The sequence below is a fragment of the Klebsiella sp. 64 genome, from assembly GCF_018223915.1.
GTDB lineage: Bacteria > Pseudomonadota > Gammaproteobacteria > Enterobacterales > Enterobacteriaceae > Klebsiella > Klebsiella pneumoniae.
Genome location: NZ_JAGRQZ010000003.1, coordinates 295,499 through 321,037, shown reverse-complemented (window position 1 = coordinate 321,037; position 25,539 = coordinate 295,499). Strand labels below are relative to the sequence as shown.

Below are 25,539 nucleotides of genomic sequence, written 5' to 3'. Positions count from 1 at the left end.
TCCACATTATCCGTTCAATAGACGGATTTATTGTTATCGGTTGTGGTGGTTGCGGTGTGGGTAAACCGGGCCGCCAGCGCTTCTGCGCCGCGGGCCAGCAGGGTGGTATCGACGCCGACGGCGACGAACAGCGCGCCCAGTTCGAGATAGCGTTTCGCCAGCTGTTCATTAGCCATCAGGATCCCCGGCGCTTTACCGGCCTGACGGATTTGCTGGATGGCATCTTCAATGGCGGCCTGCACTTCCGGGTGTTGTGGGTTGCCGCCGTGGCCCATATCGGCGCTGAGATCCGCCGGGCCGATAAACACGCCGTCCACCCCTTCGACATCGAGGATCTGCGGCAGATTTTTCAGCGCTTCGCGAGTCTCAATCTGTACCAGCACGCACATGGCGTCATTGGCCTGGTGGATATAATCCGGGACGCGATTCCAGCGTGAGGCGCGGGCCAGCGCGCTGCCGACGCCGCGAATGCCGGCAGGCGGGTAGCGGGTGGCTCTGACCGCCAGCCGCGCCTCTTCGGCATTCTGCACCATCGGCACCAGCAGGGTTTGCGCGCCGACATCCAGCAGCTGTTTGATCTGCACCGGATCGTTCCACGACGGACGCACCACCGGCTGGCTGGGGTAGGGCGCAATGGCCTGCAGCTGGGTCAGCACCGTTGGTACATTGTTGGGCGCGTGTTCGCCGTCGATCAGCAGCCAGTCGAAGCCCGCGCCGGCCAGCAGTTCGGCGCTGTAGCTGCTGCACAGCCCAAGCCACAGGCCGATTTGCGGACGGCCCGCTTTTAAGGCGTCTTTAAAGGCGTTATTCATGGTGTTTCTCCTAGACAAACCGGCAGCTGATGGCGCCCATGTTGCCGTAGTCGACGTGGAAGGTATCGCCCTTGCGCGCCGGGACCGGGCGGGTGAAGGAGCCGCCGAGGATAATCTGCCCGGCTTCGAGCTGGACATCGTACGGCGCCAGCTTGTTGGCCAGCCAGGCCACGCCGTTGGCCGGATGATTGAGTACGCCCGCGGCGACGCCGGTCTCTTCAATTACGCCGTTGCGATACAGCAGGGCGGAGATCCAGCGCAGGTCGAGCTCGTCCGGTTTAATCGGCCGGCCGCCGAGGATCACCCCGGCGTTGGCGGCGTTGTCGGAGATGGTGTCGAACACTTTGCGCGGACGCTGGGTTTCCGGGTCGATGTTGTGGCAGCGCGCGTCGATAAGCTCCAGCGCCGGGATAACGTAGTCGGTGGCGTTGTAGACATCAAACAGCGTACAGTTCGGGCCGCGCAGCGGTTTGGCCAGCACGAAGGCCAGCTCGACTTCGATACGCGGAACGATAAAGCGGTCGGTGGGAATATCGCTGCCGTCGTGGAAGAACATATCGTCGAGCAGCGCGCCGTAGTCCGGCTCGCTGATCTGCGAACTGGCCTGCATCGCTTTAGAGGTCAGGCCGATCTTGTGGCCTTTGAGCACGCGGCCTTCGGCGATCTTCATCTCGACCCACTCGCGCTGGACGGCGTAGGCGTCCTCAATGGTGATCGACGGATAATCCAGCGAGATCGCGCGGATCTGTTCACGCTGCTTTTCGGCCTGGTTCAGCCGCTGGGCAATCAGGGTACGGGTCTGTTTATCGAGCATAGAGATTCCTGTGGCATTGCATTGCCGGATGGCGCTTCGCTTATCCGGCCTACAAATTCATGGCCGTTGTAGGCCCGGTAAGCGCAGCGCCACCGGGCAATTTGCACATTATTTAAATAACGCGTGCACGTTGTTTTGTTTGTAGTTCAGCGTCGGGTCGAGCTCTTCCATGGCGAACGACAGCGCCAGATAGCGGCTCTCCATTAGCGTCGCGAAGTGGGATTTGATCAGCGCGAACAGCATATCTCCCACGTCCTGACGGCTCTCCAGGCTGCGCCCGGCGCCGATCTTCAGGGTCATATGCACGAAGGCGTAATCCTGCCTGCCGTCGGCCACCTGCCAGGTATCCAGCCAGTGGGCGCGGCTGCGGATCCCGCCGATCGGAAAGATGCCGGTGGCGGCCAGCGCCTCGTTGACTTTGGCGAACAGCCCAGGCAGATCGGCCTGCTCGCGGATGTTGTCGGTACATTCGGCGATAAAATGCGGCATGGGGCCCCCTTACGCCTGCGCTGGCAACGGGAACACGGCGTTAACCTGGCCGGTACCGGAGCTGGCGAATAGCTCGGTGATAAACTCCACCTTGCCGTCGTATTTATCCCAACCCAGCAGGCCGAGCAGCATCACCGTGTCGTGCATGTTGCCTTCGCCGTAGCAGTAGTCGGCATACTCCGGCAGCATGGTGCAGAACTCTTTGAATTTGCCCTCGCGCCATAGCTTCACCACCCGCTCATCCATTTGATGGTCAAATTCGCGGGTGTAGCTGTTCATCCCCTCTTCGGCGCGCTGGTCGTCGATAAAGCGGTGCGACAGCGAACCGCTGGCCAGCACCGCCACGGTGCCGTCGTATTTTTCAATGGCTTTGAGGATCGCTTCGCCCAGCCTGCGGCTGTCGGCAAAGTCGTGAACGGTACAGAAAGCAGAGATAGATACCACCTTGAAGTGCTTATCGCTGTTCATGTAGCGCATCGGCACCAGGGTGCCGTACTCCAGCTTCAGGCTGGGAATATTGTGCGCTTTGGCACGCACCCCGAGCTTCACCGCCTCGTCGGCGATAAGCTGGCCCAGCTCCGGGTTGCCGTCGTAGTCGTAGGTCATGTCGCGAATGAAATGCGGCAGTTCGTTACTGGTGTAGACGCCCTGAAAATGGTCGGCGCAGTTGATGTGGTAGGCGCTGTTGACCAGCCAGTGGGTATCAAACACGATAATGGTATCGACGCCCATTTCACGGCAGCGCTTGCCAATTTCTTTATGCCCGTCGATCGCGCCCTGACGGCAGCCGTGGTTTTTCCCCGGCAGCTCAGACAGATACATCGACGGCACGTGAGTGATTTTTGCTGCTAACGCTAACTTACCCATATCAGACTCCCCATTTCGGGATCGGATGGTCGCCCATCGAGATGCAGACGTTTTTCATTTCGGCGAACACTTCAAAGCTGTACTCGCCGCCTTCGCGGCCGGTGCCGGAGGCCTTCACGCCGCCGAACGGCTGACGCAGGTCGCGCACGTTCTGGGTGTTGACGAACACCATCCCGGCTTCAATTCCGCGCGCCAGACGCAGCACTTTGCTGACGTCCTGGGTCCAGATATACGACGCCAGGCCGTATTCCACATCGTTCGCCAGGCGCAGTCCTTCCGCTTCGTCTTTGAACGGCAGCAGGCAGGCGACCGGGCCAAAAATCTCTTCCTGGGCGACGCGCATGCGGTTGTCGACATCCGCCAGCACCGTCGGGCGCAGGAAGTTGCCGGCTTTCAGATGCGCTGGCAGATCGGACGGTTTATCCGCGCCGCCGGCCAGCAGGGTGGCCCCCTCTTCGATGCCGAGGCGAATGTAGCAGGACACTTTCTCCCAGTGCTGCTGGCTAATCAGCGCGCCGATCTGGGTGTTCGGATCGGTCGGATCGCCTACGCGCAGGCGATTGGCGCGCTCGGCGAAGCGTTTAACGAACTCGGGGTAGATACTCTGCTGAATAAAGATGCGCGAGCCGGCGGTGCAGCGTTCGCCGTTGATCGAGAAGATGGTGAACAGCGCGGCGTCAAGCGCGCGCTCGATATCGGCATCTTCAAAAATCAGTACCGGCGATTTTCCGCCCAGCTCCATGGAGTACTTTTTCAGACCGGCGTTTTTCATGATGTTGCGGCCGGTGGCGGTGCCACCGGTGAAGGAGACGGCGCGCACATCATGATGGCGCACCAGCGCGTCGCCGGCGGTGGCGCCGTAGCCCTGCACCACATTGAGTACGCCAGCCGGGATCCCGGCTTCCAGCGCCAGCTCGCCCAGACGATCGGCGGTCAGCGGCGACAGTTCGGACATTTTCAGCACCGCGGTATTCCCCAGCGCCAGGCACGGCGCCACCTTCCAGGTGGCGGTCATAAACGGCACGTTCCACGGCGACACCAGCGCGCAGACGCCAACCGGCTGCACGAGGGTGTAGTTCAGCATCTTGTCGTCGACCGGATAGGTCTTGCCGTTCATCTGCTGGCACACTTCGGCGAAAAATTCGAAATTGTGTGAGGCGCGCGGGATCAGCACGTTTTTGGTCTGGTGGATCGGCAGGCCGGTATCGGCGGTTTCCATCGCCGCGATCTCCGGGACGTTCTGATCGATAAGATCCCCCAGGCGGCGCATCAGGCGCGCGCGCTCTTTCATCGGCAGGTTAGCCCACTTCGGGAAGGCCTCTTTCGCCGCCGCCACCGCCTGGTTTATTTCGGCTTCACCGCCGGAGGCGACTTCCGCCAGTACCTCGCCGGTGGCCGGGTTGGTGGTATGAAAATAGTCTGCGCCGGCAACGTTTTTACCGTTGATCCAATGGTTAATCTTTTTCATGACAGTGTCTCCTCATACGCTTGCTGGCTGATGATATGGTTGACCAGGCGGCCCACGCCCTCGACTTCAACGATCACCTCGTCGCCCGGTACCACGTCGGATAGCCCTTTCGGCGTGCCGGTGGCGATCATGTCGCCCGGTTGCAGGGTCATAAATTCGCTTAAATAAGCGATGAGAAACGGGATGCTGAAGATCAGATCGGCGGTGGTGCCCTGCTGGCGCAGCTCGCCGTTGACCCAGGTGCGCAGGGCCAGGTTATGCGGATCCGGGATCGCCTCTTTGCTGACGATCCACGGGCCGATCGGCGTCAGGGTGTCGCGGCTTTTCACCCGCAGGTTCGGGCGGTAGTAGTTTTCCAGATAGTCGCGGATCGCGTAGTCATTGCACACGGTATAGCCGGCGACATAATCCATAGCCTCGGCTTCGCTGACGCGGCGAGCGGTTTTCCCAATCACCACCACCAGTTCGGCTTCGTAGTGCATGTATTCGACGTTATCCGGGCGTACCGACTGCTGCTGGTGGCCAGTAAAGGTGTTCGGCGCTTTGATAAACACCAACGGCTCGGTTGGCGGTTTAAATTCCAGCTCGCTGGCGTGATCGGCGTAATTCAGCCCCAGCGCGAACAGCGTGCCGTTGGCGGGCGGCAGCCAGCGGAATTCACCTTCTTTTAATACCGTGCCATCGTCCAGGCGCACCTGGTCGCGTTCATTGACCAGCACGTCGCGTACCTGTCCTTGCCATTCAATGCGTGCCTGTTTCATGCCAGCTCTCCTTCTGCGACAACCGGATTTTCGAGCGCCGGGAAACCGTCGGCGAGAATACGTACCCGGTCGCCGGGGCGCAGCGTGACGCGAGAGTGGGGCGTGCCGATAAGGATCGCGTCGCCGGGATTGAGGGTGGCGAATTCGCTCAAGGCGCTCAGCAGCTGCGCGGCATTACGCTGCAGATCGCCGGTATGCCAGCTATCAGCCTCGCGGCCGTTAATTTCGGTGATGATGGTCAGATCGTCGACGTTGCGTACCGCCGATAGCGTGCCGATGGGGCAGAAGCCATCGCGGCACTTGGCTTTGATCGCCGGGCGATAAAAACTCTCTTCCGGCAGACTCACATCGTTAGCCAGCGCGTAGCCAGCGATATAGTTCGCCGCCTCTTCCGCCGCCACTTTACGCGCGGTTTTGCCGACAATCAGCGCCACCGTTGCGCCGCTTTGTACGGTCTCGCCCTGCGGATACGGGATCGCTTCGCCATCGCCAATTACGGTATTGCGCGGCTTGATAAACCAGACCGCGGTTTTCGGCGGCGTCTTGTAGGGGGCCTGTTGAAACGCCTCACGCCAGGCGTCGAGCTGGCTGCGATGATTGAGCGCAACGGCGAAGATGGTACCTTTCATTCACCACTCCTCTGGGACAGATTTCGGTTCAAAGGGATTTCGTTAATATATTAATGATCATCTTTTATGCTTTGCGCTGAGGTTTAGCAACTGGAAGTGAATGTTTTGTGATCGGATTAACACAATATTTACATAGCAATTACTTATTTGTTGTAAATCAATAATTTGAATATTTTTCAGGAAAAGACTGGTACTTTTCAGGTGCAGAAACCGGTTGTACATGGCAGGATTAACGCTAATTATTAAGTTATTAATAAGTTTTTGGTGAGGCTGTTGAGGGGATACTATGCATGATTCATTAACCATTGCCTTGTTGCAGGCGCGTGAAGCGGCGATGGCCTACTTTCGACCGATCGTCAAACGGCACAATCTCACCGAACAGCAGTGGCGGATCGTGCGAATTCTCGCCGAACGTCCGTCGATGGACTTTCACGATCTGGCCTTTCGCGCCTGTATCCTGCGCCCCAGCCTGACCGGGATTTTGACGCGCATGGAGCGGGATGGGCTGGTGCTGCGCTTAAAGCCAGTTAACGATCAGCGCAAGCTGTACGTCTCGCTGACGCCTGCCGGAACTGCGCTGTACGAAAGCGCCCAGGCGGAGGTGGAAGAGACCTATCGCCTGCTGGAGGCCCAGTTCACCACGGAAAAGCTGCAGCAACTGACCTCCCTGCTGGAGGAGTTTATTGCGCTTGGCGTCCCTGCCGGGCGCGGTGATGAAGAAGAGTAGCGGTTACGGCTCGGCGCTCAGCCTGGCGAGGGCAATAAGCGTTTCCGCGCGGGCGGGGGACAGCGGCTCTCTCGGCTGCGGCAGCGGCCAGCCATACAGCCAGCGGGCGCTGGGTCAGTTTGGCCTGCAGCCAGTCGTCGGCGGCAGCCACGTCGCCGCAGCGCACATCTTCGCAACGGCACAGCAGGCTCTCCGGCGTCGCCGCGTTTTTCAACGACTCCGCCAGCCGGAAGGTGCGGTTGATGGCCGCGGCGAAGCGCTGCCAGCGCTGCAGCAGAGGATCAGTTTCTGCCAGTAAACCACGCCGCCGCCGTCGGCGGTTTCAAACAGCGCGTTGTGCACGGAGGGGCGGGCAATCAGCCGCGCGCCCTTCACCTTCCGGATGGCGGCGATGTCGTTGGGGATTTACTACTGGGGCGCGCGCAGCTGCCTGCCGCAGGCTAACTTTAGCGGAGACGAAGAAGAGTAAAGGAGAACAGTATGGAGTCGGTAACTCTATCGTTACCTGAAGCTTATGACCTGGCGCTGGAGGTACTCAGCGCCAATGGATTTAGCGCCGACCACGCGGCGGCGATTGCCCGCAATGTGACCGCCGGGGAGCGCGACGGCTGCGCTTCCCACGGCCTGTGGCGGCTGTTGGGCATTGTCGATACCCTGCGCAAAGGTAAGGTATCGCCCGATGCCGAGCCGCAGATCCATGACCAGGCGCCGGGGATTGCGCGGGCGGACGCCGGGGGCGCTTTTTCACTGCTGGCCTACGAGCGCGCGCTGCCGCTGCTGCTGGAGAAGGCGCGCCACAATGGCATTGCGGCGCTGGCAATTAATCGCTGCGTTCATTTTTCCGCGCTGTTTGCCGATATTGAGCCGTTGACCGAGGCAGGGCTGGTAGGGCTGGCCTGTACGCCAAGCCACGCCTGGGTCGCCCCGGCGGGCGGCACACGTCCGCTGTTCGGCACCAACCCCATCGCCTTCGGCTGGCCGCGGCAGGATAAGCCGCCGTTTATTGTTGATATGGCGACCAGCGCCGCGGCGCGCGGCGAGATCCAGCTGCATCAGCGCGCCGGCAAAGCGCTACCGGAAGGCTGGGGAATCGACAGTCAGGGACAGCCAACGACCGATGCCGCAGAGGTGCTGAACGGCGCGATGTTGACTTTCGGCGGCCATAAGGGCTCGGCGCTGGCGGCAATGGTTGAGCTGTTGGCCGGGCCGCTTATTGGCGATATGACCAGCGCCGAATCGCTGGCGTGGGATAACGGCGCGGGCGGTCTCCCCTACGGCGGCGAGCTGATTCTGGCGCTGGATCCGCAGCGCTTTCTCGGCGCGCAGGCACCAGAGCAGCTGGAGCGCGCCGAAACGCTGTTCAATGCGATGCAAGATCAGGGCGCGCGGCTGCCGGGCGAGCGGCGTTTTGCCTGCCGCCAGCAGAGTGAACGGCAGGGGGTCATTATCAGTCGTTCATTGCATGATGAGATTTGCGCCTTGCGCCAGGGCGGGTAAGGCGCGAAGCGCCGCTACCCGATACATCCCCCGGCTCGCGCTACGCTTAGCCGGGCTACCGAACGTCGCGGGTTGTGTAGCCCGGGTAAGGCGCGAAGCGCCGCTATCCGGATGCCTGTCAAAACAGCGTGTCGAGCTCGTCCAGCACGTTGTAGTCGTCATCGACCAGCAGCAACGTCTTCCACTTATCAAAGGTCAGACAGGGGTGCGAGGTGCCGAACAGCAGAATATCGCCGACCTGCACATCGCTGCCCGGCGCCAGGCGCAGCATACAATGCTGATCCATGATGCCGGTGCTGACGATCGACTCCGCGCGCAGCGCTAACTGCTGGCCATTACGATAATGGGCGATCGGCTGCGGCAGCCCGGCGTCGAAAGCGCAGTCGCGCTTGCCGAAATTCACTACCGCGCGATCCGCCTCCGGCACCGATTGCACCATCGCCATCAGCTCCAGCGCTGAAGTGAGATCGCCGGCGAGATCGCAGGCAATCGGATCGCGGGCGATCAGCGCTTGTTGGGCGAGATCGTAGATCCCGCGATCGTGGGTGATATAACAGCCAGGGCGGATGACGATACGGCAGCGGCGCGGTTTTGCCGCCGCCAGCCAGATGTTGCACACCACGTCATACCAGACGGTGCCCGCGCCGGTGAGAATAAATTCGCCGTCAACCAGCGGCTCCATGCGGCAGGAAAGCGCCGCGGCCTGCTGTAACAGCGCTTCCACCTGCGGCTGCGGATCGTCGCCGTGCAGCACCCCTTCATACAATTCCAGTCCGCGTAGCCGTAGCCCCGGCAGGTCGCTTACCCGCTGCGCCAGCGCCAGCGCGTCATTGACGCTACGACAGCCGCAGCGCCCGCCAGGCACGCCAAGTTCAATCAGCACATCCAGCGTTTGTCCCTGGTCTGCGAAGAATGTGGAGAGGGCGCGCACGTTGACCTCGCTATCGACGCAGCAGATAAAATCCACCGCCCGATAGTGGGCTTTTAGCTGCGCGACCACCTGCATATTGGCTTTGCCGACCAGCTGATTAACCATCAGGACGCGTTGGATGCCGCTGGCCATTGCCGCGCTAGCCTGCCAGGCGCTGCCCACGCCGATCCCCCACGCCCCCGCTCGCTGCTGCGCCTGAAATATCCATGGCGTCATTGTCGTTTTACCATGCGGCGCCAGCGATACGCCGCGGGCGTCGGCGTAGCGCTGCATCCATGAAATATTATTTTCCAGCGCCGACTTTTTTAGCAGCGCGGCGGGTAGACAGACCTCTTCCGCCAGCAGATTAGCCGGCGCGGACATGAGGGCGGATTTGTGCGGGATGAGCGGTGCTGAATGGTATTTCATAACACTATCCTTTCAGGGTTTATAATCGGTTAGTCGCTGGGTATCATTTATAACTATTTGATAAATATATTTTTAATATAAAAATGTTATTCTTTTTGAATAAAAGTATCACAAAGCGATCTGAGTTTTGCGTAGTTTTCCACTGTTTTTTGCGCTTGTAAATGGTTAACTTATCGGCATGTCGAAAGGGAGTAATTGCTATGAAAGTTGACTGGCTTTTCAAAAACGTCACGGTGATCGACGGGAGCGGCGGGCCGCAATACCGTGCTGATGTGGCGGTGAAGGGCGATCGAATTATGGCTATCGCCCCGGCGCTGGACGTTGCGGCGGAGCAGGTGATTGATGGCCAGGGGCGGGTACTGGCGCCGGGCTTTATTGATGTGCATACCCATGATGATATCAACGTGATCCGCATGCCGGAGTACTTGCCGAAGCTCAGCCAGGGGGTGACGACGGTGATCGTCGGCAACTGCGGGATCAGTGCGGCGACCGCCACCATGCGGGGGGAAGTGCCGGACCCAATGAATCTCCTCGGCGAGCAGCAACACTTTATCTATCCCACCGTGGAGGCTTATGCCCATGCGGTGGAGGCGGCGCGACCGTCGCTGAACGTCGGCACGTTAATCGGTCACACCGCGCTGCGCAATAACCATATGGACGATCTGTTTCGTCCGGCGAACGAGACGGAAATCGCCGGCATGCGCGTACAGCTACGCGATGCGCTGCGCCAGGGAGCATTAGGGCTCAGTACCGGGCTGGCCTACGCCAGCGCCTTCCAGTCGACCACCGAGGAGGTGATGGCGCTGGCGGAAGAGCTGGCGGCCGGGAAGGGCGTCTATACCACCCATTTACGTTCAGAGTTTGAGCCGATTCTCGAGGCGCTGGACGAAGCCTTCCGTATTGGCCGTCACGGCAACGTGCCGGTGGTGGTTTCGCACCACAAGTGCGCCGGGGCAAAAAACTGGGGGCGTACCAAAGAGACGCTGGCGTTTTTCGATGAGATGCGCCAGCAGCAGGATATCGCCTGCGACTGTTATCCCTATTCAGCCAGCTCATCGACGCTGGATATGAAACAGGTGACCGACGAGTTTGATATCGTGATTACCTGGTCCGAAGCGCAGCCGGAGCAGGCGGGGAAAACGCTGCAGCAGATCGCCGATGAGTGGCAGGTGAGCCTGCACGACGCCGCGGCGCGGCTGATGCCGGCGGGCGCTATTTATCACAACATGGATGAGCAGGACGTACGGCGGGTGATGCGCTATCCGGTCACCATGATTGGCTCTGACGGGCTGCCGAACGATCCGATGCCGCATCCGCGCCTGTGGGGCGCCTTCCCGCGGGTGCTCGGCCACTATAGCCGCGACGAGCAGCTATTCCCGCTGACTACCGCGGTACACAAGATGACCGGGCTGTCGGCGGCGCGCTTCCAACTGGCGGATCGCGGGCTGGTGAAAATTGGCTACTTTGCCGACCTGGTGCTGTTTGACCCGCAGACGGTGCGCGATGTCGCCAGTTTCTCCGACCCGAAACGACCGGCGGACGGCATTGAGGCGGTGATGGTCAACGGCGTGATGAGCTACGGCAGTGATAAGAAAATTACCGGACGGGCAGGGCGTTTCCTGCGTCGTCGGATGGACTAAGGAGTTGAGTATGAGTATCAAGCGTTATGGCGTAGAAGGCGGTACCGGTACCGGCGGGCAGCACCTGCCGTTCGCGCGGGCGGTGGAAGCGGGAGGCTGGCTGTACGTTTCCGGCCAGACGCCGATGAAAAATGGCGAAGTCTTGGAAGGCGGGATTGTCGACCAGTCGCGTCTGGCGATTCAGAACTGCGTAGATATCATGACCGAAGCGGGCTACACCCTGGCCGACGTGGTGCATGTTAAAGTGATCCTCACCGATGCACGCTATTTTCAGTCGTTCAATAAGGTATTTCGCGAGTTCTTTGGCGACAACCCGCCTGCCCGCATCTGCTGCGTAGCGGACCTGGTGGTGGATTGTAAAGTCGAAGTGGATGTGACCTGTTTTAACGCTTCTCGCGCATAAAAAGTTAGTAACCAGAAATATAAACAGTCATTTTGAGCGCTGAAATAATTCAGCGCTTCGTAGCCTTTTACCTTTTCAAAATTAACTGGCAGGATGTGAATTATGAATAGTCATGTCTTTTTAGTCGGCTTTATTATTTATGCGTTAGCCATGATTTGGCTTGGCTGGTACGTGTCGCGTCATCAAAAAAGCGGTGAGGATTTTTTACTCGGTGGCCGTTCTTTGCCGCTGTTCCTGACGCTGGGGTCCACCGTGGCGACCATGGTGGGAACCGGTTCAAGCATGGGCGCTGTCGGGTTCGGCTACAGCAATGGATGGGCCGGGATGCTTTACGGCGTGGGCGGCGCCATCGGTATTTTACTGGTGGCCTGGCTGTTTGCGCCGGTGCGAAAGCTGCGCTTTATGACCATGAGCGAAGAGCTTTCTTATTACACAGGGGGCAGCCATTTAATTAAAAATCTCGTCGGGATAATGATATTTATTGCCTCAATTGGCTGGCTGGGGGCACATATTCTTGGCGGGAGTATGTATTTAGCCTGGGCGACAGGAATTAATCTGACGGTGGCAAAAATTATTATTGCCATGGCGTTTGCGATTTACGTCATTATCGGCGGTTATTCTGCTGTTGTGTGGACGGACACCATTCAGGCATTAATTCTGTTTTTCGGTTTTATCCTGATGGCGATTCTGGCGGTGGTTCACGTCGGGGGGTGGGATGCCATCGTTAAGGCGATGGATCCAAAGGCGATGAGCCTGTTTGCGGTCGATAAGTTGGGGACTATTCCGGCGCTATCGCTGGCGATGGTCATCGGCGTCGGCGTGCTGGCAACCCCTTCCTATCGCCAGCGTATTTACTCGGGAAAAGACGTCTCTTCGGTGCGGCGCTCGTTTGTCTATACCGGTGTGCTGTATCTGTTTTTCTCGGTGCTGCCGGCGGTTATCGGCATGGCGGCCTGGACGATGAACCCCAATCTTGAGAACAGTAACTACGCCTTCCTGTTCGCCACCAGCTTCTTACCGGCGATCCTGGGGCTGGTGGTCCTGATTGCCGGACTTTCCGCCACCATGTCTTCGGCCAGCTCCGATGCGATAGCCGCCGTGGCCATCATGATGCGGGATGTCTATACCCTCGTTACCGGAAAAATGCCGCCGGCGCATAAGGCGATAACGCTCTCTCGCTGGATGCTGGCGTTCGTTATCGGCCTGGCGATGATCTTCGCCCTGACCTCGAACGATATCATCAGCTATATCACCAAAATGATCTCCATGCTGATGTCCGGGCTCTTCGTCTGTTCCATTCTCGGCCGCTTCTGGCTGCGCTTTAACTGGCAGGGCGCGCTAACCGCGCTGCTGAGCGGCATGCTGGTGTCTATTGTGGTTCTGGTTAAGGCCGACTGGCTGGCTTACTGGGGCAATCCGTGCATTCCGTCGGTTGTTGGCAGCTTTGTTTCCGCTATTTTTGTTACCGTCATGACGCCAGCCAGCAAAATCAGCCGTCAGCAGGCGCTGGAAATGATTACCCAGGAGCGGGAAGGAGAGGCGATCCCGGCGAAGACGGTAGTGCAGGTCTCAGGAGAAACGCAATGAAGGATTATATTGCCGTCGACTGGGGCTCTACCCAGCTGCGCGGCTGGCTGATTCGCAACGGCCAGTGCGTCGAAACGAAGCAGCTGCCGATGGGTATTACCCGCCTGAACGGACGATCGCCTGCTGATGTATTCGCGGAGCATTTGGCCCCCTGGCGCGGCGCACAGGCGCTGCCGGTGCTGATGGCCGGGATGATCGGCAGCGACGCGGGCTGGCAAGCGGTGCCGTATCTGGACTGTCCGACGGCGATCGACGCGCCTGGGCGGCAGCTATGCGCCGTTGCTGAAGGCGTGTGGATTATACCCGGCCTCAAGATTGAACAGGACGGGGATTTCAACGTGATGCGCGGCGAAGAGACGCAGCTGCTGGGCGCCTGGCAACTGATGCCCGCGGAGTGTTACGTGATGCCGGGTACCCACTGCAAATGGGTACAGGTGGTAGGCGGCGGGGTGCGTCATTTTGCCACGGCGATGACCGGCGAACTGCATCATCTGCTGATGACGCAATCGCTGATCGGCAAAGGGCTGCCTGCCCAGCAGCCGGACGATGCGGCGTTTGAACGGGGGCTGGAAAAAGGTCTGGCGCAGCCGTCGCTGATTAGCGAACTGTTTGTCGCCAGGGCCGCCCGGGTGCTGGGAGGTCTGGCGGCGAGCTCAGTCAGCGATTACCTCTCCGGGCTGTTGATTGGCGCGGAGGTGGCGACCCTGGGGCAGCGTTTCTGTACTTCTGCCGTCACGCTGGTTGGCGAACCGGCGCTGAATGCCCGCTACGGTCGGGCGATGAAGGCGCGCGGAATGATGGTTAACAGCTGCAGTGGCGATGAGGCATTGCTGGCTGGCATGGCGAGGATAATGCATGAACAAGATTAAGCTGGTGGCGATTTTACGCGGCATTCAACCCGCTGAGGCGGCAGATCATATTGAGACGCTAATAAATGCAGGCTTTCGCTATATCGAAATCCCGCTCAATTCGCCGGACTGGCAGCAAAGTATTCCGGCGATGGTGCGTCAGTTTGGCGAGCGGGCGATGATTGGCGCGGGAACGGTGCTGAAGGTTGAACAGGTTGATTTTCTCGCTGAAGCTGGGGCGAAACTTATCGTGACGCCCAATACGGCCCCGGCGGTGATCCGCCGCGCGGTAGATAAGGGGATGCTGGTGTGCGCCGGCTGCGCGACGGCCTCCGAGGCGTTTAGCGCGCTGGATGCCGGGGCGCAATGGCTGAAAATCTTTCCGTCATCAGCATTCGGCGCGGACTATATTCGCGCGCTAAAAGCGGTGTTGCCGCCGGAGGTGCCGGTGCTGGCGGTCGGCGGCGTGACGCCGGAAAGTCTGGCGACCTGGATACAGGCGGGGTGCGCCGGTGCCGGTCTGGGCAGCGATCTTTATCGCGCCGGACAGGCCGTGGAACGTACCCGCGAGCAGGCGGAGAGGTTTATCTCCGCCAGTAAAAGTTAGTCCCCCAGCGGCTGCCGATCGACGCCGCCGCGGTGGCTGTCGAGCGCCAGCTTAATACGGCGTAATTTGCCTTTTGCCTGGGTTTTGTTGGCCATCGCCAGTTCGGTGGCCAGCACATCGACCATCGCCAGCATCGCGTAACGGGAAGTGCTGGGCTTAAAGATATAGTCGTTTTCCCGTACCAGCAGCGGTAGCACCAGATCCGCCTGTTCAGCCAGCGGCGTTCCGGCGGGGGTAATCGCAATAACCTTCGCGCCGTACTGGCTGGCAATCGCCGCGCTCTCGATGATTTCCCGGGTATAGCCGCCCAGAGACAGCACGATCACCACATCCTGCGGCGTCACCGCCGAGCTCATCATGCGTACCAGCAGACCATCGCTCTGGCTGACTACCGGCAGACCGAGGCGAAACAGGCGATACTGAATTTCCTGAGCGCAGATGGTCGAACCGCCGCCCATCCCCAGGGCGAGGATCTGCCGCGCATCGCTCAGCCAGCTCACCGCGCGCTTCAGCGCCTCGATATCCAGCGCCCGCCGGTTGGTCTCCAGTACGCTGATGATTGACTCATAGATCCCCTGGACGCCTTCGAGATCCGGAACATCGAGGATAAACCGCTGGCCGACCGCAAGAGATTGCGCAAGCTTCATCTTCAGCTCGCGGACGTCTTTACAGCCGAGCGCCCGGGCAAAACGGGTGACCGAAGCCTGGCTGGTTTGCGTCAGACGCGCTATCTCGGCGATGGGCAGCTCCGCCGCCGCCGCGACATCATCGAGAATAAACTGCGCAATGCGTTTTTCGGTCGCCGTGAGTTCCACAAAGCGATCGGTTATGCAGGAAATAATATCGATTGACCAGGACATACGGTAACAACGGGTAAGTTTTGAATGGTACTTTGTACCATATTGCGCCGCTGAAATCAGTGCTGAAGTCTACAACGCCAGGCGCATGGCGCAGCGCGACTCGGGCGGCAGGCCGTGCCGGGTCTCCTGTTCCCTTTTTGCCGCCAGCCCGGCGGGCAGGGTCAGCTCATCGAGCATGGCGAATCCCAGACGGGTATAAAACGGCGCATTCCACGGCACCTCGCGGAAGGTGGTGAGGGTTACCGCCGGGTAGCCCATCTGCCGTGCGCTCTCAATAACCCGCTCCAGCAGCATCCGGCCGATGCCCTGTTGCTGCCAGGCCTGGTGGACGGCGACTTCGACGATAAATAACGCATCGTCGAGCGGTTCGGTCAGAATAAAGCCAACGGGTTGCCCGGCGGCTACCGCCAGCAGGCTATGCTCCGTTTCCAGATAATCATGATGGCGCGCAACGCTAATCACCTCGCTGTCCGCCAGCCAGGCGAGAGAAGGGATCTGGCGAAATGCCTGGGCGGCAGAACGTTCAATGGCGGGCAGAAGGGCGATATCGCTCTCCTGAGTCAGGCGTAATACGGCACCGGCAGTTATAGTGTTAGTTTTCATCACCTCAGCATAGCAGCCTTCGGGAGAAAAGTATGGAGCTGACCGCCGTTCCCGCCACGCAGTTCAGCAGCGTGCAGTTAACGGATATTCTCAACGCCTGTTTTGAAGCCTACCTGGTGCCTGTTACCCAGTCGGTAGAGGGATTTGTTCAGCGTTTTAGCGCCGAGGGGATGAGCCTGGTCGATTCCCGCGTCTGGCTGGCCGGAGATGAACCGGCGGCGATCGCGATCGTCGCGCGCCGGGGGAGTGCCGCTCGCCTGGCGGCCTTTGCCCTGCGCCCGGCCTGGCGCGGCAAAGGCCTGGGCCGGAAACTGATGCAGGAGCTGCTGATGCTTTTGCAACAGCAGGGGATCGAGACGGTATTCCTGGAGGTGATCCGCGATAACCATGCGGCCGTCGCGCTGTATCAGTCGCTGGGCTTTACGCGACGCTATGGGCTCTGCGGCTACCTGAGTACAGAACTTCTGGCCCCGGTGCCGGGCGTATTACAGCTTTATCCCACCCTGTCCCTGCTTCGGCGCGCCATTGAGGAGAGTAACAGCCAGCTTCCCTGGCTGCTGGATCCGCTCACCTTCGCCACTCTGCCATGTCAGGTCGTGACGCTGGAACAGCGCGCCTTCGCGGTTCTAACGACGGCGGGCTCGCGCCCTGTACTGTCGTTTTTGTGGGTGGAGCCCGCCGCCCGCCGCCAGGGGCTGGCGCGTGAGCTGCTGATGGCGCTGGCGCAGCAGTTCCCGGGCATTGGTACTTCGGTGACGGTCCCGGAAACTTTTACGCCGCTGTTTGCCGCGGCCGGTTATACGCCGCTCTCGCTGCAGCAGTATGAAATGACGATGGATCTGGCCGACGCGAAGTCGGCTTAGCCAGGAGTGTGCGCTGGACCGCAAAAAAACAGCACGGGCCGTCGATAAGCCTCTCTTTTCCCGCATCATATCCCTTCGTAATGGCGAAGAGGGGGATGCGATGCGTAAAACGGAACTGTTGGCTTTTTTGCAAAATCAGACCGATTTTTTCGATCCGGATAACCTGAGCGAGGTCTTTACCGCCAGCTGGCTGGCCCGGCGTTTCGCGATGCAAAGAAATACCGCCAGCCATTATCTCAATCAGCTGGTCGCTCAGGACGTGCTGGTGAAAATCAACACCCGGCCGGTCTATTTTCTGCATAAAAAAGCCTTTTGCCAGCAGTTCTACCCGCTTTCCCGCAGTGAGTATGCCAGCATGGCGGAGTTACTCGCGGAGAGCGACCGCCAGCCGGAGCAGGCGGACCATTTTTCGTTGCTGACCGGGCATGACGGCAGCCTGCGTAAACCGATTGAGCAGATGAAAACCGCGCTGTTTTATCCTAACGGCGGGCTACCGCTGCTTATTACCGGCGACAGCGGGACCGGCAAAAGCTATATGGCTGAGCTGATGCATGAGTTCGCCATCGCCCAGGAGCTGCTGGCGCCCGATGCCCCCTTTGTGAGCTTTAACTGCGCGCAGTATGCGAGTAATCCGGAGCTGCTGGCCGCCAACCTGTTTGGCTACGTCAAAGGCGCGTTTACCGGTGCGCAGAGCGATAAAGCGGGGGCGTTTGAGGCGGCAAACGGCGGGATGCTGTTTCTCGATGAGGTCCATCGCCTGGATGCTCAGGGGCAGGAGAAGCTGTTCACCTGGCTGGATCGTAAGGAGATCTACCGGGTGGGGGAGACCGCGCAAGGCTTGCCGATTTCGCTGCGGTTGGTGTTTGCCACCACCGAAGATATTCACAGCACTTTTCTCACCACCTTCCTGCGCCGAATTCCGATCCTGGTTAGCTTGCCCGATCTTCAACACCGTAGCCGCGAGGAGAAGGAGGCGCTAACGCTACAGTTTTTCTGGCAGGAGGCGCGCACGCTTGCCGCCCGGCTGCAACTAACGCCGCGACTGTTGCAGGTCCTGACGCAGTATGTTTATCGGGGCAACGTCGGCGAGCTGAAGAATGTGGTGAAATACGCCGTGGCGTCAGCCTGGGCCAGGTCTCCGGGCCGCGAAATGCTGACCGTGAGGCTGCACGATCTGCCGGAGAATGTCATGGCCGCGACGCCAGCGCTCAGCGAAGCGATGGGCCAGCAGGAGCCGCTGCTGATCGAGCCGCAGACCAGCCTGGTCTGGCTGCTGCGTGCGCGCGACCCGGTACAGGGGCTGATCTATGACGTTCAGTGTCGGGTTCTGGCGCAGTATGAAGCGGTGCTGAATAAAAAAACGGTCTGGGAAGAGGCGCAAAGGAGCATGGGGGAAGAGATTGAAACCCTCTTCGATCGGCTGATCTTTGATAATCATGACTCCAGTAGCCCGCAGATGCTGCTGCTGATCGCTCATCAGGTTCGGGAGGAGTATTATCGCCTGGAAAAGCGCTTCAATATCCAGTTTAACGGCAACTGCCTCTACGCGCTGAGCCACTACCTGATCCACCGATCCCGACAGGCGCAGTCCACGATAAACAATGAAAAAGCCCGCCAGCTGGAGGACTTCCTGGTACAGAAGTTTCCGCTGCTGTATCGCTTTTGCGAAGCGATCCTCGGTGCGTTGACGCTGAAGCTGGATATTGAACCCCAGCGTATCGACCTGCTGCTGTTAGTGCTGTGGTTCCACAAGAATGGCGCCATCAGCCAGCAGCAGGTGACCCGGGCGATAATTCTCGCTCACGGTTACGCTACCGCCAGCAGCATCGCCAACGTGGCAAACCGCTTGCTGAAAAGCCAGCTCTTTGAGTCATTCGATATGCCGCTGGACGTGACGCCGGAGGCTATCGCTAACCAGGTGATGGCCTACATAGAGAGCCATGCTCTGGCATCAGGATTGATAATCCTGGTCGACATGGGATCGCTGAACGCCATTCACCGCCATTTTAATCGTCGCCTGAGTACGCCGATGGCGATCATCAACAATGTCTCCACCGGTATGGCGATGTACGTCGGGGAGCGCATTTTGCAGGGCGTTATGCTGGAAGATATCGTCCGCGAGATCGGCGATGACCTTGCGGTTGAGCACCAGCTCTATTACCCGCAAACCGATAAGCCGCGGGCGATTTTAACCACCTGCGCGACCGGTCTGGGCGCGGCGGCGAATCTGTCGGCGCTGTTAAAAGCCAGCATTCCTGAAGCGCTTGGCATTGATATTGTGGCCTGCGATGTGGAGACCCTTGCCGATCCCGCGCGACGGGAGCCGATGCTAAGCCGCTATGAGGTGCTGGCGATCGTCGGCACCCTGGATCCGCATCTTGCCGATCTACCATGGATCTCGCTGGATTCGCTGATCTCTGGCGAAGGGAGTCGTCCGCTGATGCGCATTTTTGGCGAACTGGCGACGGCGGAGCAGGTCAGCGAGATCAACAACCTGATCCTGAAAAACTTTTCGCTGCGCCGGGTGATCGAGTCGGTGACGATCCTCGATACGGCTAAGGTGATCAACCAGGTTGAGCAGTTTTTGCTGCGCTATGAGCATCTGGCCGGGCGCGATGTACCTAACGATCGTAAGGTCGCGCTGTATGTGCATATCAGCTGTCTGATAGAGCGATTAATTCGTCACGCTTCCCCAGCCCAATACACTGGAGGGCAGTGTCCGGATCGCGAGCTGGCTACGCTACGCGAGGCCTTTAGTGTCATAGAGAGCGGGTATAGTGTCAAAATTCCCGTTGTAGAGCTCTGCTACATTCACGATATCCTGACGCGGGAAACGGAATTTATTCAGGAAGATCAAGACTTTTAACACATCTCTTCTTTTTTATCCTTGCGTTAGCCGACGCGCCACTGTTTCTGGCACGTCGGTTGCAATTAAGAAAGCAGTGGAATGCGCTTTCGAGGTAAGGATGAAACGACACTATATTTTTGCCAGCCATGGCAGCTTTGCTAACGGTTTGTTGAACTCCGTGGAACTGATCCTTGGTAAACAACCCGATATACATACCTTGTGTGCCTACGTGGAAGAAGAGGTCGATCTGACGCAGCAGGTGGAAGCGCTAGTGGCGCGTTTCCCGGCGCAGGATGAGTTGATCGTGATTACGGATATTTTTGCCGGTAGCGTGAATAACGAGTTTGTTCGTTTTTTATCTCGCCCACATTTCCATTTATTATCCGGTTTAAATCTGCCGTTAATTATTGACTTGCTGATTTCCGCAGCGGAAGACGATACCGAAAAATTAATTACCGAGGCATTAACAAACGCCAAAGAGAGCATTCAGTACTGCAATCAAACGATTGCCAGCGCGATGACTATGGATAAAGACTTCTGAAATGAGGAAGCATGATGATTACATTATTAAGGGTAGACCATCGATTACTTCACGGCCAGGTGGCCTTTTCCTGGACCCAATATGTCGGCGCCGATTGTATTTTAATCGCCAACGATAGCGTCCCTGGCGATGAGTTGCGGAAAACCACCATTAAGCTTGCCAAACCGCCCTCGGTGAAGCTGGTGATTAAAAATATAAATGATTCTATTGAGGCAATAAAAAGCGGGGTTACCGATAAATATAATTTATTTATTGTTGTGGAGTCGGTTAATGACGCCTGGCGTATTGCCAGCGCCATCGACGAAATAAAAAGCATAAATCTTGGCGGAATAAAGGCTAAAGAGGGCAGTAAAAATATCTCTAAGGCGATTAATTTACTGCCGACAGAAATAGAACAGCTACAACAACTGGTGGGCAAGGGCGTCGAAGTGGAGATTCGCCAGGTCCCGAACGATCGCAAACAGCTTTTTGCGGAATGCGTGTAATTCCGGAGGACAGATTATGGTAGAGGCTCTCTTACTGGATCTGGTGGCGTTTATCGCGCAATCGGAATATGCCTTAGGGACGTCGCTAATTTCACGGCCTATCGTCACCGGGCTGCTGACCGGGCTGGTGCTGGGGGATGTACAGACCGGCGTCATTATGGGCGCGACGCTGGAGCTGGCGTTTATCGGCTCTTTCTCCGTTGGCGCCTCGATCCCGCCCGACGTGGTGACCGGCGGTATTCTCGGCGTGGCGTTCGCCATTACCTCTGGCGCAGGCACAGAAACGGCGTTGCTGCTTGGCCTGCCTATCGCCACGCTGACTTTGATCCTGAAAAACATCTATCTGGGGATGTTCATTCCAATGCTTAGCCAAAAGGCGGACGGGTATGCGGAACGGGCGGATCTCCGCGGCATTGAGCGGATGCATTTGATTGCCGGATTCGGCCTGTCGCTGATGCTTGCCGCGGTGGTCACCGTCTCATTCCTGGTGGGCAGCAACGCGGTGAAATCCCTGCTCGATACGATCCCGGAATTTATCAAACATGGGCTCAGCGTCGCCACCGGCATCATCCCGGCCCTCGGCTTCGCGATGCTCGCCAGGCTGCTGATTAACAAGAAAGTGGCGCCGTATTTTTTCCTCGGTTTTGTGCTGATGGCCTATTTGAAAATCCCGGTGACCGGTATCGCCATTCTCGGCGCTATCGTGGCGGTGGTCATGGTTAACGTCACCGCGTTGAATTCACCTCGTATCACGACAGAACAAGGAGTCAGCGATGACGACGAAGATGATTTCTGAAGAGACCCTGCAGCCGCAGGCGCAGGAAGAAACCCGGATTACGCCGCGCGATTTACGCCGGGTGTTCTGGCGCTCTTTCCAGATGGAGTTCTCGTGGAACTATGAGCGGCAGATGAATCTCGCCTTTGTTTACGCGTTGATCCCGGTGCTGAAGAAGCTCTATCCGCGCAGAGAGGAGCTGGCCGCAGCGCTGAAGCGGCATCTGGTTTTTTTCAATACCACGCCGCATATCGTCACCCTGCTGCTGGGGATCACCACGGCGATGGAAGAGAAAAACAGTCAGCAGAAAAACATGGATGCCACTGCGATTGATAACGTCAAAGCCTCACTGATGGGACCGTTAGCCGGGCTGGGTGACTCTTTCTTCTGGGGGACGCTGCGCCTCATCGCCACCGGGATCGGCACCAGCCTGGCGCTGAAGGGCAACATCCTCGGGCCGATCCTGTTTCTGCTGGTGTTTAACGTGCCGCACATTCTGGTGCGCTGGTGTTTTACCCGCTGGGGCTACGTACTGGGCACCGGGGTCCTGCAGCGGATCCAGAAGAGCGGAATGATGGAGAGCCTGACCTACGGGGCGTCGATTATCGGTCTGATGGTAGTCGGGGCGATGACCGCTTCAATGATCGATATCACCATTCCTCTCTCCTTCGGCGCCGGGGAGGCCAAAACCCAGGTACAGGACATTATCAACGACATTCTGCCCTGCATGCTGCCGTTGGTGAGTTTTGGCATCGTCTACTGGCTACTGGGACGGAAAGTTAAACCGCTCTCAATTATTGGCGGCATGGCGCTGGTGGGCATTCTGGGTTCGTGGATCGGATTGTTTTAACGGGAGTGAGCTATGCGACCAACAATGATGACATATATCAGTGAAGAGCCGGCCTGCCTGGCGCAGATCCTGCGCGACTACCGGCAAAAGCTGGCGCCGATTGAAACCTTCGTCCGCCAGCACCCGGTACGGCGGATATTATTGCTCGCGACCGGATCGTCGCTGAATGCCGCGCTGTGCGCGCGCTATTTCTTTGAGCAACGCTTCGGTGTGCTGCTTGACATTAAAGAGCCGTACAACTTCACCCATTACGACGCGATCGACCCGCATGCCGATCTGGTGGTGGCGATTTCACAGAGCGGAAAAAGCGCGTCGACGCTGGAGGCGATGCGTAAGGTACAGGCTTCCGGCAAGTCGGTTTTCGCCCTGACCTCAGATCCGCAAAGCCCGATAGGAGGCGCCAGCGATGGCGTTCTGGATATTAATACCGGGATCGAGAGCGTAGGGTTTGTGACCCGCGGCTTTAGCGCGACGGTGCTCAACCTGTTGCTGATAGCGCTGATCATTGCTCGTAAGCAGGAGAAAGCCAGCGAGGTCGAGGAGCAGCACTATCTCGCTGAATTGCAGCGGCTGGTAGCGGCGATCCCGGAGGTTATCGTCCGCACCTCGCGCTTTATTGACCGCCATAGCGAAACGCTGCGCAGCGGCGAGCGCTTTGTCGCCACCGGCTACGGCGCGCTGGTTGGCGTGGCGAAGGAGTTCGAAACCAAATTTACCGAGACGGTGCGCGTGCCTTCCAGCGGCTTTGAGCTGGAAGCCTATATGCATGGCCCCTATCTGGAAGCCAATGCCCGCCATGTGATGCTGTTTATTGAAGATACGCCGGACGCGCGAACCCGGGCGCTGCGCGACTATCTGGCGCCGTCCATTGGCCGGGCCTTTACCCTGACGCTGGGTGACGAAGAGGATGCTCAAACGCTGGCGCTAAACTGTCCGTGCGAGCATCACCTGGCGCCTCTGCTGCTGATTGTCCCAGTGCAGATGCTCGCCTGGCATACCGCAGGACTGAAAGGCATCGATCTGGCTAAACGTATTTTCGACGATTTTGACCGCGTCTTAAAAAGTAAAATCTGAATATTCAGGAGAAAACTATGTTGGGTTTTAATCAGGACGAGTACCTGACCAGTGCTCGCGAGATCATCGCTGCGCGTAAACAGGCTGAAACCGTAGCCGACGATATTTATGACAGCGGCTGTAGCGCATTATTTTTTGCTTCGGTAGGTGGTTCCCTGGCGCCGATGATGGCAATTAATGAATTTGCCAAAGAATTAACCAGCGTGCCGGTATATCTTGAACAGGCCGCGGAGTTAATCCATCGCGGACATAAAAAATTAAATAAAGATGCGGTTGTCGTTACGTTATCTAAATCCGGCGATACCAAAGAGTCGGTCGCCATTGCCGAATGGTGCAAGGCACAGGGGATCCGCGTGGTGGCCATTACTCGTCACGCCGACTCGCCATTGGCTGCCGCCGCCAGCTGGCATATTCCGATGTGCCACAAAAATGGCGTGGAATATGAATATATGCTGCTGTACTGGTTATTCTTCCGCGTCATTTTTCGTCACGGCGAGTTTGCTGATTATGCGCGATTTGCCAGCCAGCTCGAGTTACTGCCGGAAAATCTCCTGCAGGCGAAACGCCAGTTCGATCCCCGAGCGGATAGCATTGCCGCGCAATACCATGACTGCGACTATATGATGTGGATTGGCGGCGCGGAAATGTGGGGCGAGGTCTATCTGTTCTCAATGTGTATTCTCGAAGAGATGCAGTGGAAGCGGACGAAGTCGGTGAGCTCCGCTGAATTTTTCCACGGCACCCTGGAGCTGCTGGAAAAAGAGGTTCCGCTGTTTCTGGTGAAAGGCGAGGGGAGATGCCGGGCGCTGGACGAACGCGTCGAGCGTTTTGCCGAAAAAATAACTGACCATCTGGTGGTTATCGACCCGCGCGACTATCCGCTGAACGGCATTGATGACGCGTTCCGCTGGATTATGGCGCCGTGCGTGGTGTCCACCCTGCTGGTGGACCGGCTGGCGGCCCACTTTGAACACCATACCGGCCACGACCTCAATATCCGCCGTTACTACCGGCAGTTTGATTACTAAGCCGTGTTGATGGCGGCCAGCCGGGCTGGCCGCCATGCTATTCTCCGAGGCGCTTCCCAGAAAATTGTCGTCAAACCCAACCGGGTAAAAACCGGTGATAGAGTCCGGCTTACCTTCTCTTTCAGGCAAGCGGATGGCCATGAAAAAACGGATGACCTCGACGCCGCACGATGCGGTCTTTAAGCGATTTCTTCGTCACCCGGAGACAGCGACTGATTTCCTCACCCTCTACCTTCCCGAAGCGATCCGTCAGCGGTGCGATTTCTCTACCCTGAGGCTGCAATCGGCGAGCTTTATCGATGAGGATCTGCGCGCCTGGTATTCAGATGTCCTCTGGTCGGTGCAGACCACCTGCGGCACGGGGTATGTTTACGTGGTGATAGAGCACCAGAGCTCACCGGATAGCCATATGGCCTTTCGCCTGATGCGCTATGCGATTGCCGCAATGCAGCGCCACCTGGATGCCGGGCACAAAACGCTGCCGCTGGTGGTGCCGATGCTTTTTTATCACGGTGCAACCAGTCCGTATCCTTTTTCCCTCAACTGGCTGGATGAATTTGCCGACCCGCAGCTGGCGAAGACGCTGTATGGCTGTCCGTTTCCATTGATCGACGTGACGGTGATGCCGGACGATGACATCGTGCAACATCGGCGAGTCGCCTTGCTGGAGCTGATGCAAAAACATATTCGCCAGCGCGATCTCAGCGACATAACGGAGTCGTTGGCGGCCGTTGTGATGCTGGGATACACTAACCGTCGGCAGTTGAGAATGCTGTTTCACTATATGCTGCAGTACGGTAATACGGCCGAGCCGGGCGTGTTTCTCCGCCGGCTGGCCCGCCGTCTGCCACAGTATGAGGAGACATTGATGTCTATCGCGCAAAAGCTTAAGCAGGAAGGTCGGCAACAAGGCCGACTGGAAGGCCGGGAAGAAGGGCACCTGGAGGGCTTGCAGGAAGGCAGCCGACGCGAGGCGCTGCGCATTGCCGGCAGTATGTTACAGAATGGCCTCGACAAAGAGATGGTACAGAAGATCACCGGACTGTCGGCTGATGAACTACAGCCGCTGTGTGGTTAACGTCCTGCCACGACAACCGCTGCCCGGCACGAAAATCCGCCGGGCA

28 protein-coding genes and 1 pseudogene are annotated in these 25,539 nt (G+C 58.4%); 16 read left to right on the top strand and 13 right to left on the bottom strand.

Annotation, left to right across the window (positions count from 1 at the left end; translation table 11 throughout):
* Positions 1–14 precede the first annotated feature (14 nt).
* The 8 genes from hpaI to KHQ23_RS04640 all read right to left on the bottom strand — a co-directional run bounded on the left by hpaI (position 15) and on the right by KHQ23_RS04640 (position 6,062).
* A complete protein-coding gene (hpaI, locus tag KHQ23_RS04675; protein WP_032422060.1) occupies positions 15–812 on the bottom strand; it encodes a 4-hydroxy-2-oxoheptanedioate aldolase in 798 nt (265 codons plus the stop codon).
* A gap of 10 nt (positions 813–822) precedes the next feature.
* Positions 823–1,626, bottom strand: coding sequence for a 2-oxo-hept-4-ene-1,7-dioate hydratase (hpaH, locus tag KHQ23_RS04670; protein ID WP_002887487.1), 804 nt, complete (start codon positions 1,624–1,626; stop codon positions 823–825).
* 108 nt (positions 1,627–1,734) lie between these two features.
* Complete coding sequence (locus KHQ23_RS04665; RefSeq protein ID WP_032422061.1) at positions 1,735–2,115, bottom strand: 5-carboxymethyl-2-hydroxymuconate Delta-isomerase; 381 nt, start codon at positions 2,113–2,115, stop codon at positions 1,735–1,737.
* Positions 2,116–2,124: 9 nt separating this feature from the next.
* Positions 2,125–2,982 (bottom strand): 3,4-dihydroxyphenylacetate 2,3-dioxygenase, encoded by an 858-nt coding sequence (hpaD, locus tag KHQ23_RS04660; RefSeq protein WP_002887492.1) that lies wholly within the window; start codon positions 2,980–2,982, stop codon positions 2,125–2,127.
* 1 nt (position 2,983) lies between these two features.
* Positions 2,984–4,450 (bottom strand): 5-carboxymethyl-2-hydroxymuconate semialdehyde dehydrogenase, encoded by a 1,467-nt coding sequence (gene hpaE, locus KHQ23_RS04655; protein ID WP_032422062.1) that lies wholly within the window; start codon positions 4,448–4,450, stop codon positions 2,984–2,986.
* A complete protein-coding gene (locus KHQ23_RS04650; RefSeq protein WP_002887498.1) occupies positions 4,447–5,211 on the bottom strand; it encodes a fumarylacetoacetate hydrolase family protein in 765 nt (254 codons plus the stop codon). Before KHQ23_RS04650 ends, hpaE begins: the two co-directional genes overlap by 4 nt.
* Positions 5,208–5,840 carry a fumarylacetoacetate hydrolase family protein gene (locus KHQ23_RS04645; protein WP_004146085.1) on the bottom strand — a complete coding sequence of 211 codons (633 nt, stop codon included), beginning with the start codon at positions 5,838–5,840 and terminating at the stop codon, positions 5,208–5,210. Before KHQ23_RS04645 ends, KHQ23_RS04650 begins: the two co-directional genes overlap by 4 nt.
* 57 nt (positions 5,841–5,897) lie before the next feature.
* On the bottom strand, positions 5,898–6,062 hold the full coding sequence (locus KHQ23_RS04640) for a hypothetical protein (RefSeq protein WP_020805208.1): 165 nt from the start codon (positions 6,060–6,062) through the stop codon (positions 5,898–5,900).
* Between the two features lie 64 nt (positions 6,063–6,126).
* Here KHQ23_RS04640 and hpaR point away from each other — a divergent pair, with 64 nt between their 5' ends.
* Complete coding sequence (gene hpaR / locus KHQ23_RS04635; protein ID WP_002887503.1) at positions 6,127–6,567, top strand: homoprotocatechuate degradation operon regulator HpaR; 441 nt, start codon at positions 6,127–6,129, stop codon at positions 6,565–6,567.
* 3 nt (positions 6,568–6,570) lie between these two features.
* On the opposite strand, the pseudogene KHQ23_RS26275 reads toward hpaR, so the two are convergent.
* A pseudogene (locus tag KHQ23_RS26275) lies at positions 6,571–6,835 on the bottom strand (FAD/NAD(P)-binding oxidoreductase); the annotation flags it as partial.
* 212 nt (positions 6,836–7,047) lie between these two features.
* Between KHQ23_RS26275 and KHQ23_RS04625 the strand changes: the two are divergent.
* The gene (locus tag KHQ23_RS04625; RefSeq protein ID WP_009309150.1) at positions 7,048–8,064 is read left to right on the top strand and encodes an Ldh family oxidoreductase; all 1,017 of its coding nucleotides are present in this window, start codon (positions 7,048–7,050) and stop codon (positions 8,062–8,064) included.
* A gap of 118 nt (positions 8,065–8,182) precedes the next feature.
* Here KHQ23_RS04625 and KHQ23_RS04620 read toward each other — a convergent pair whose 3' ends face one another.
* Together KHQ23_RS04620 and KHQ23_RS04615 are read right to left on the bottom strand one after the other, a co-directional pair.
* On the bottom strand, positions 8,183–9,403 hold the full coding sequence (locus tag KHQ23_RS04620) for an amino acid deaminase (RefSeq protein ID WP_023302457.1): 1,221 nt from the start codon (positions 9,401–9,403) through the stop codon (positions 8,183–8,185).
* A gap of 43 nt (positions 9,404–9,446) precedes the next feature.
* Complete coding sequence (locus tag KHQ23_RS04615) at positions 9,447–9,626, bottom strand: hypothetical protein (RefSeq protein WP_032409297.1); 180 nt, start codon at positions 9,624–9,626, stop codon at positions 9,447–9,449.
* Here KHQ23_RS04615 and KHQ23_RS04610 point away from each other — a divergent pair.
* From KHQ23_RS04610 to KHQ23_RS04590, 5 genes are all read left to right on the top strand, one after another.
* The gene (locus KHQ23_RS04610) at positions 9,604–11,043 is read left to right on the top strand and encodes an amidohydrolase family protein (RefSeq protein ID WP_002887553.1); all 1,440 of its coding nucleotides are present in this window, start codon (positions 9,604–9,606) and stop codon (positions 11,041–11,043) included. The genes KHQ23_RS04615 and KHQ23_RS04610 overlap by 23 nt on opposite strands.
* Before the next feature lie 10 nt (positions 11,044–11,053).
* The gene (locus tag KHQ23_RS04605) at positions 11,054–11,446 is read left to right on the top strand and encodes a RidA family protein (protein ID WP_032422063.1); all 393 of its coding nucleotides are present in this window, start codon (positions 11,054–11,056) and stop codon (positions 11,444–11,446) included.
* A 102-nt stretch (positions 11,447–11,548) separates the two neighbouring features.
* Complete coding sequence (locus KHQ23_RS04600; RefSeq protein WP_004214404.1) at positions 11,549–13,033, top strand: sodium:solute symporter family protein; 1,485 nt, start codon at positions 11,549–11,551, stop codon at positions 13,031–13,033.
* On the top strand, positions 13,030–13,902 hold the full coding sequence (locus KHQ23_RS04595; RefSeq protein ID WP_004214405.1) for a 2-dehydro-3-deoxygalactonokinase: 873 nt from the start codon (positions 13,030–13,032) through the stop codon (positions 13,900–13,902). The genes KHQ23_RS04600 and KHQ23_RS04595 overlap by 4 nt, the downstream gene beginning before the upstream one ends.
* A complete protein-coding gene (locus KHQ23_RS04590) occupies positions 13,889–14,488 on the top strand; it encodes a 2-dehydro-3-deoxy-6-phosphogalactonate aldolase (protein ID WP_004192142.1) in 600 nt (199 codons plus the stop codon). Before KHQ23_RS04595 ends, KHQ23_RS04590 begins: the two co-directional genes overlap by 14 nt.
* Here the strand turns inward: KHQ23_RS04590 and KHQ23_RS04585 are convergent.
* Both KHQ23_RS04585 and KHQ23_RS04580 read right to left on the bottom strand, forming a co-directional pair.
* On the bottom strand, positions 14,485–15,348 hold the full coding sequence (locus KHQ23_RS04585) for a MurR/RpiR family transcriptional regulator (protein ID WP_004177525.1): 864 nt from the start codon (positions 15,346–15,348) through the stop codon (positions 14,485–14,487). The genes KHQ23_RS04590 and KHQ23_RS04585 overlap by 4 nt on opposite strands.
* A 69-nt stretch (positions 15,349–15,417) precedes the next feature.
* Complete coding sequence (locus KHQ23_RS04580) at positions 15,418–15,951, bottom strand: GNAT family N-acetyltransferase (RefSeq protein WP_002887560.1); 534 nt, start codon at positions 15,949–15,951, stop codon at positions 15,418–15,420.
* A gap of 32 nt (positions 15,952–15,983) precedes the next feature.
* Between KHQ23_RS04580 and KHQ23_RS04575 the strand changes: the two genes are divergently transcribed.
* The 9 genes from KHQ23_RS04575 (at position 15,984) to KHQ23_RS04535 (ending at position 25,493) form a co-directional block, all read left to right on the top strand.
* Positions 15,984–16,814, top strand: a complete 831-nt coding sequence (locus KHQ23_RS04575) for a GNAT family N-acetyltransferase (protein WP_004178524.1) — start codon at positions 15,984–15,986, stop codon at positions 16,812–16,814.
* Positions 16,815–16,914: 100 nt separating this feature from the next.
* Positions 16,915–19,680 carry a sigma 54-interacting transcriptional regulator gene (locus KHQ23_RS04570; protein WP_009485347.1) on the top strand — a complete coding sequence of 922 codons (2,766 nt, stop codon included), beginning with the start codon at positions 16,915–16,917 and terminating at the stop codon, positions 19,678–19,680.
* A 100-nt stretch (positions 19,681–19,780) separates the two neighbouring features.
* Positions 19,781–20,203 carry a PTS sugar transporter subunit IIA gene (locus KHQ23_RS04565; RefSeq protein ID WP_004177518.1) on the top strand — a complete coding sequence of 141 codons (423 nt, stop codon included), beginning with the start codon at positions 19,781–19,783 and terminating at the stop codon, positions 20,201–20,203.
* Between the two features lie 14 nt (positions 20,204–20,217).
* Positions 20,218–20,688, top strand: a complete 471-nt coding sequence (locus KHQ23_RS04560; protein WP_002887607.1) for a PTS sugar transporter subunit IIB — start codon at positions 20,218–20,220, stop codon at positions 20,686–20,688.
* A 16-nt stretch (positions 20,689–20,704) separates the two neighbouring features.
* A complete protein-coding gene (locus KHQ23_RS04555) occupies positions 20,705–21,484 on the top strand; it encodes a PTS mannose/fructose/sorbose/N-acetylgalactosamine transporter subunit IIC (RefSeq protein ID WP_073553635.1) in 780 nt (259 codons plus the stop codon).
* Complete coding sequence (locus KHQ23_RS04550) at positions 21,462–22,313, top strand: PTS system mannose/fructose/sorbose family transporter subunit IID (protein ID WP_004146068.1); 852 nt, start codon at positions 21,462–21,464, stop codon at positions 22,311–22,313. The genes KHQ23_RS04555 and KHQ23_RS04550 overlap by 23 nt, the downstream gene beginning before the upstream one ends.
* A gap of 12 nt (positions 22,314–22,325) precedes the next feature.
* The gene (locus KHQ23_RS04545; protein WP_012737366.1) at positions 22,326–23,387 is read left to right on the top strand and encodes an SIS domain-containing protein; all 1,062 of its coding nucleotides are present in this window, start codon (positions 22,326–22,328) and stop codon (positions 23,385–23,387) included.
* A gap of 17 nt (positions 23,388–23,404) precedes the next feature.
* Positions 23,405–24,415: an SIS domain-containing protein gene (locus KHQ23_RS04540; RefSeq protein WP_004178531.1), complete on the top strand. Its 1,011-nt coding sequence runs from the start codon at positions 23,405–23,407 to the stop codon at positions 24,413–24,415.
* 133 nt (positions 24,416–24,548) lie between these two features.
* Positions 24,549–25,493 carry an Rpn family recombination-promoting nuclease/putative transposase gene (locus KHQ23_RS04535; protein WP_019725343.1) on the top strand — a complete coding sequence of 315 codons (945 nt, stop codon included), beginning with the start codon at positions 24,549–24,551 and terminating at the stop codon, positions 25,491–25,493.
* Positions 25,494–25,539 lie beyond the last annotated feature (46 nt).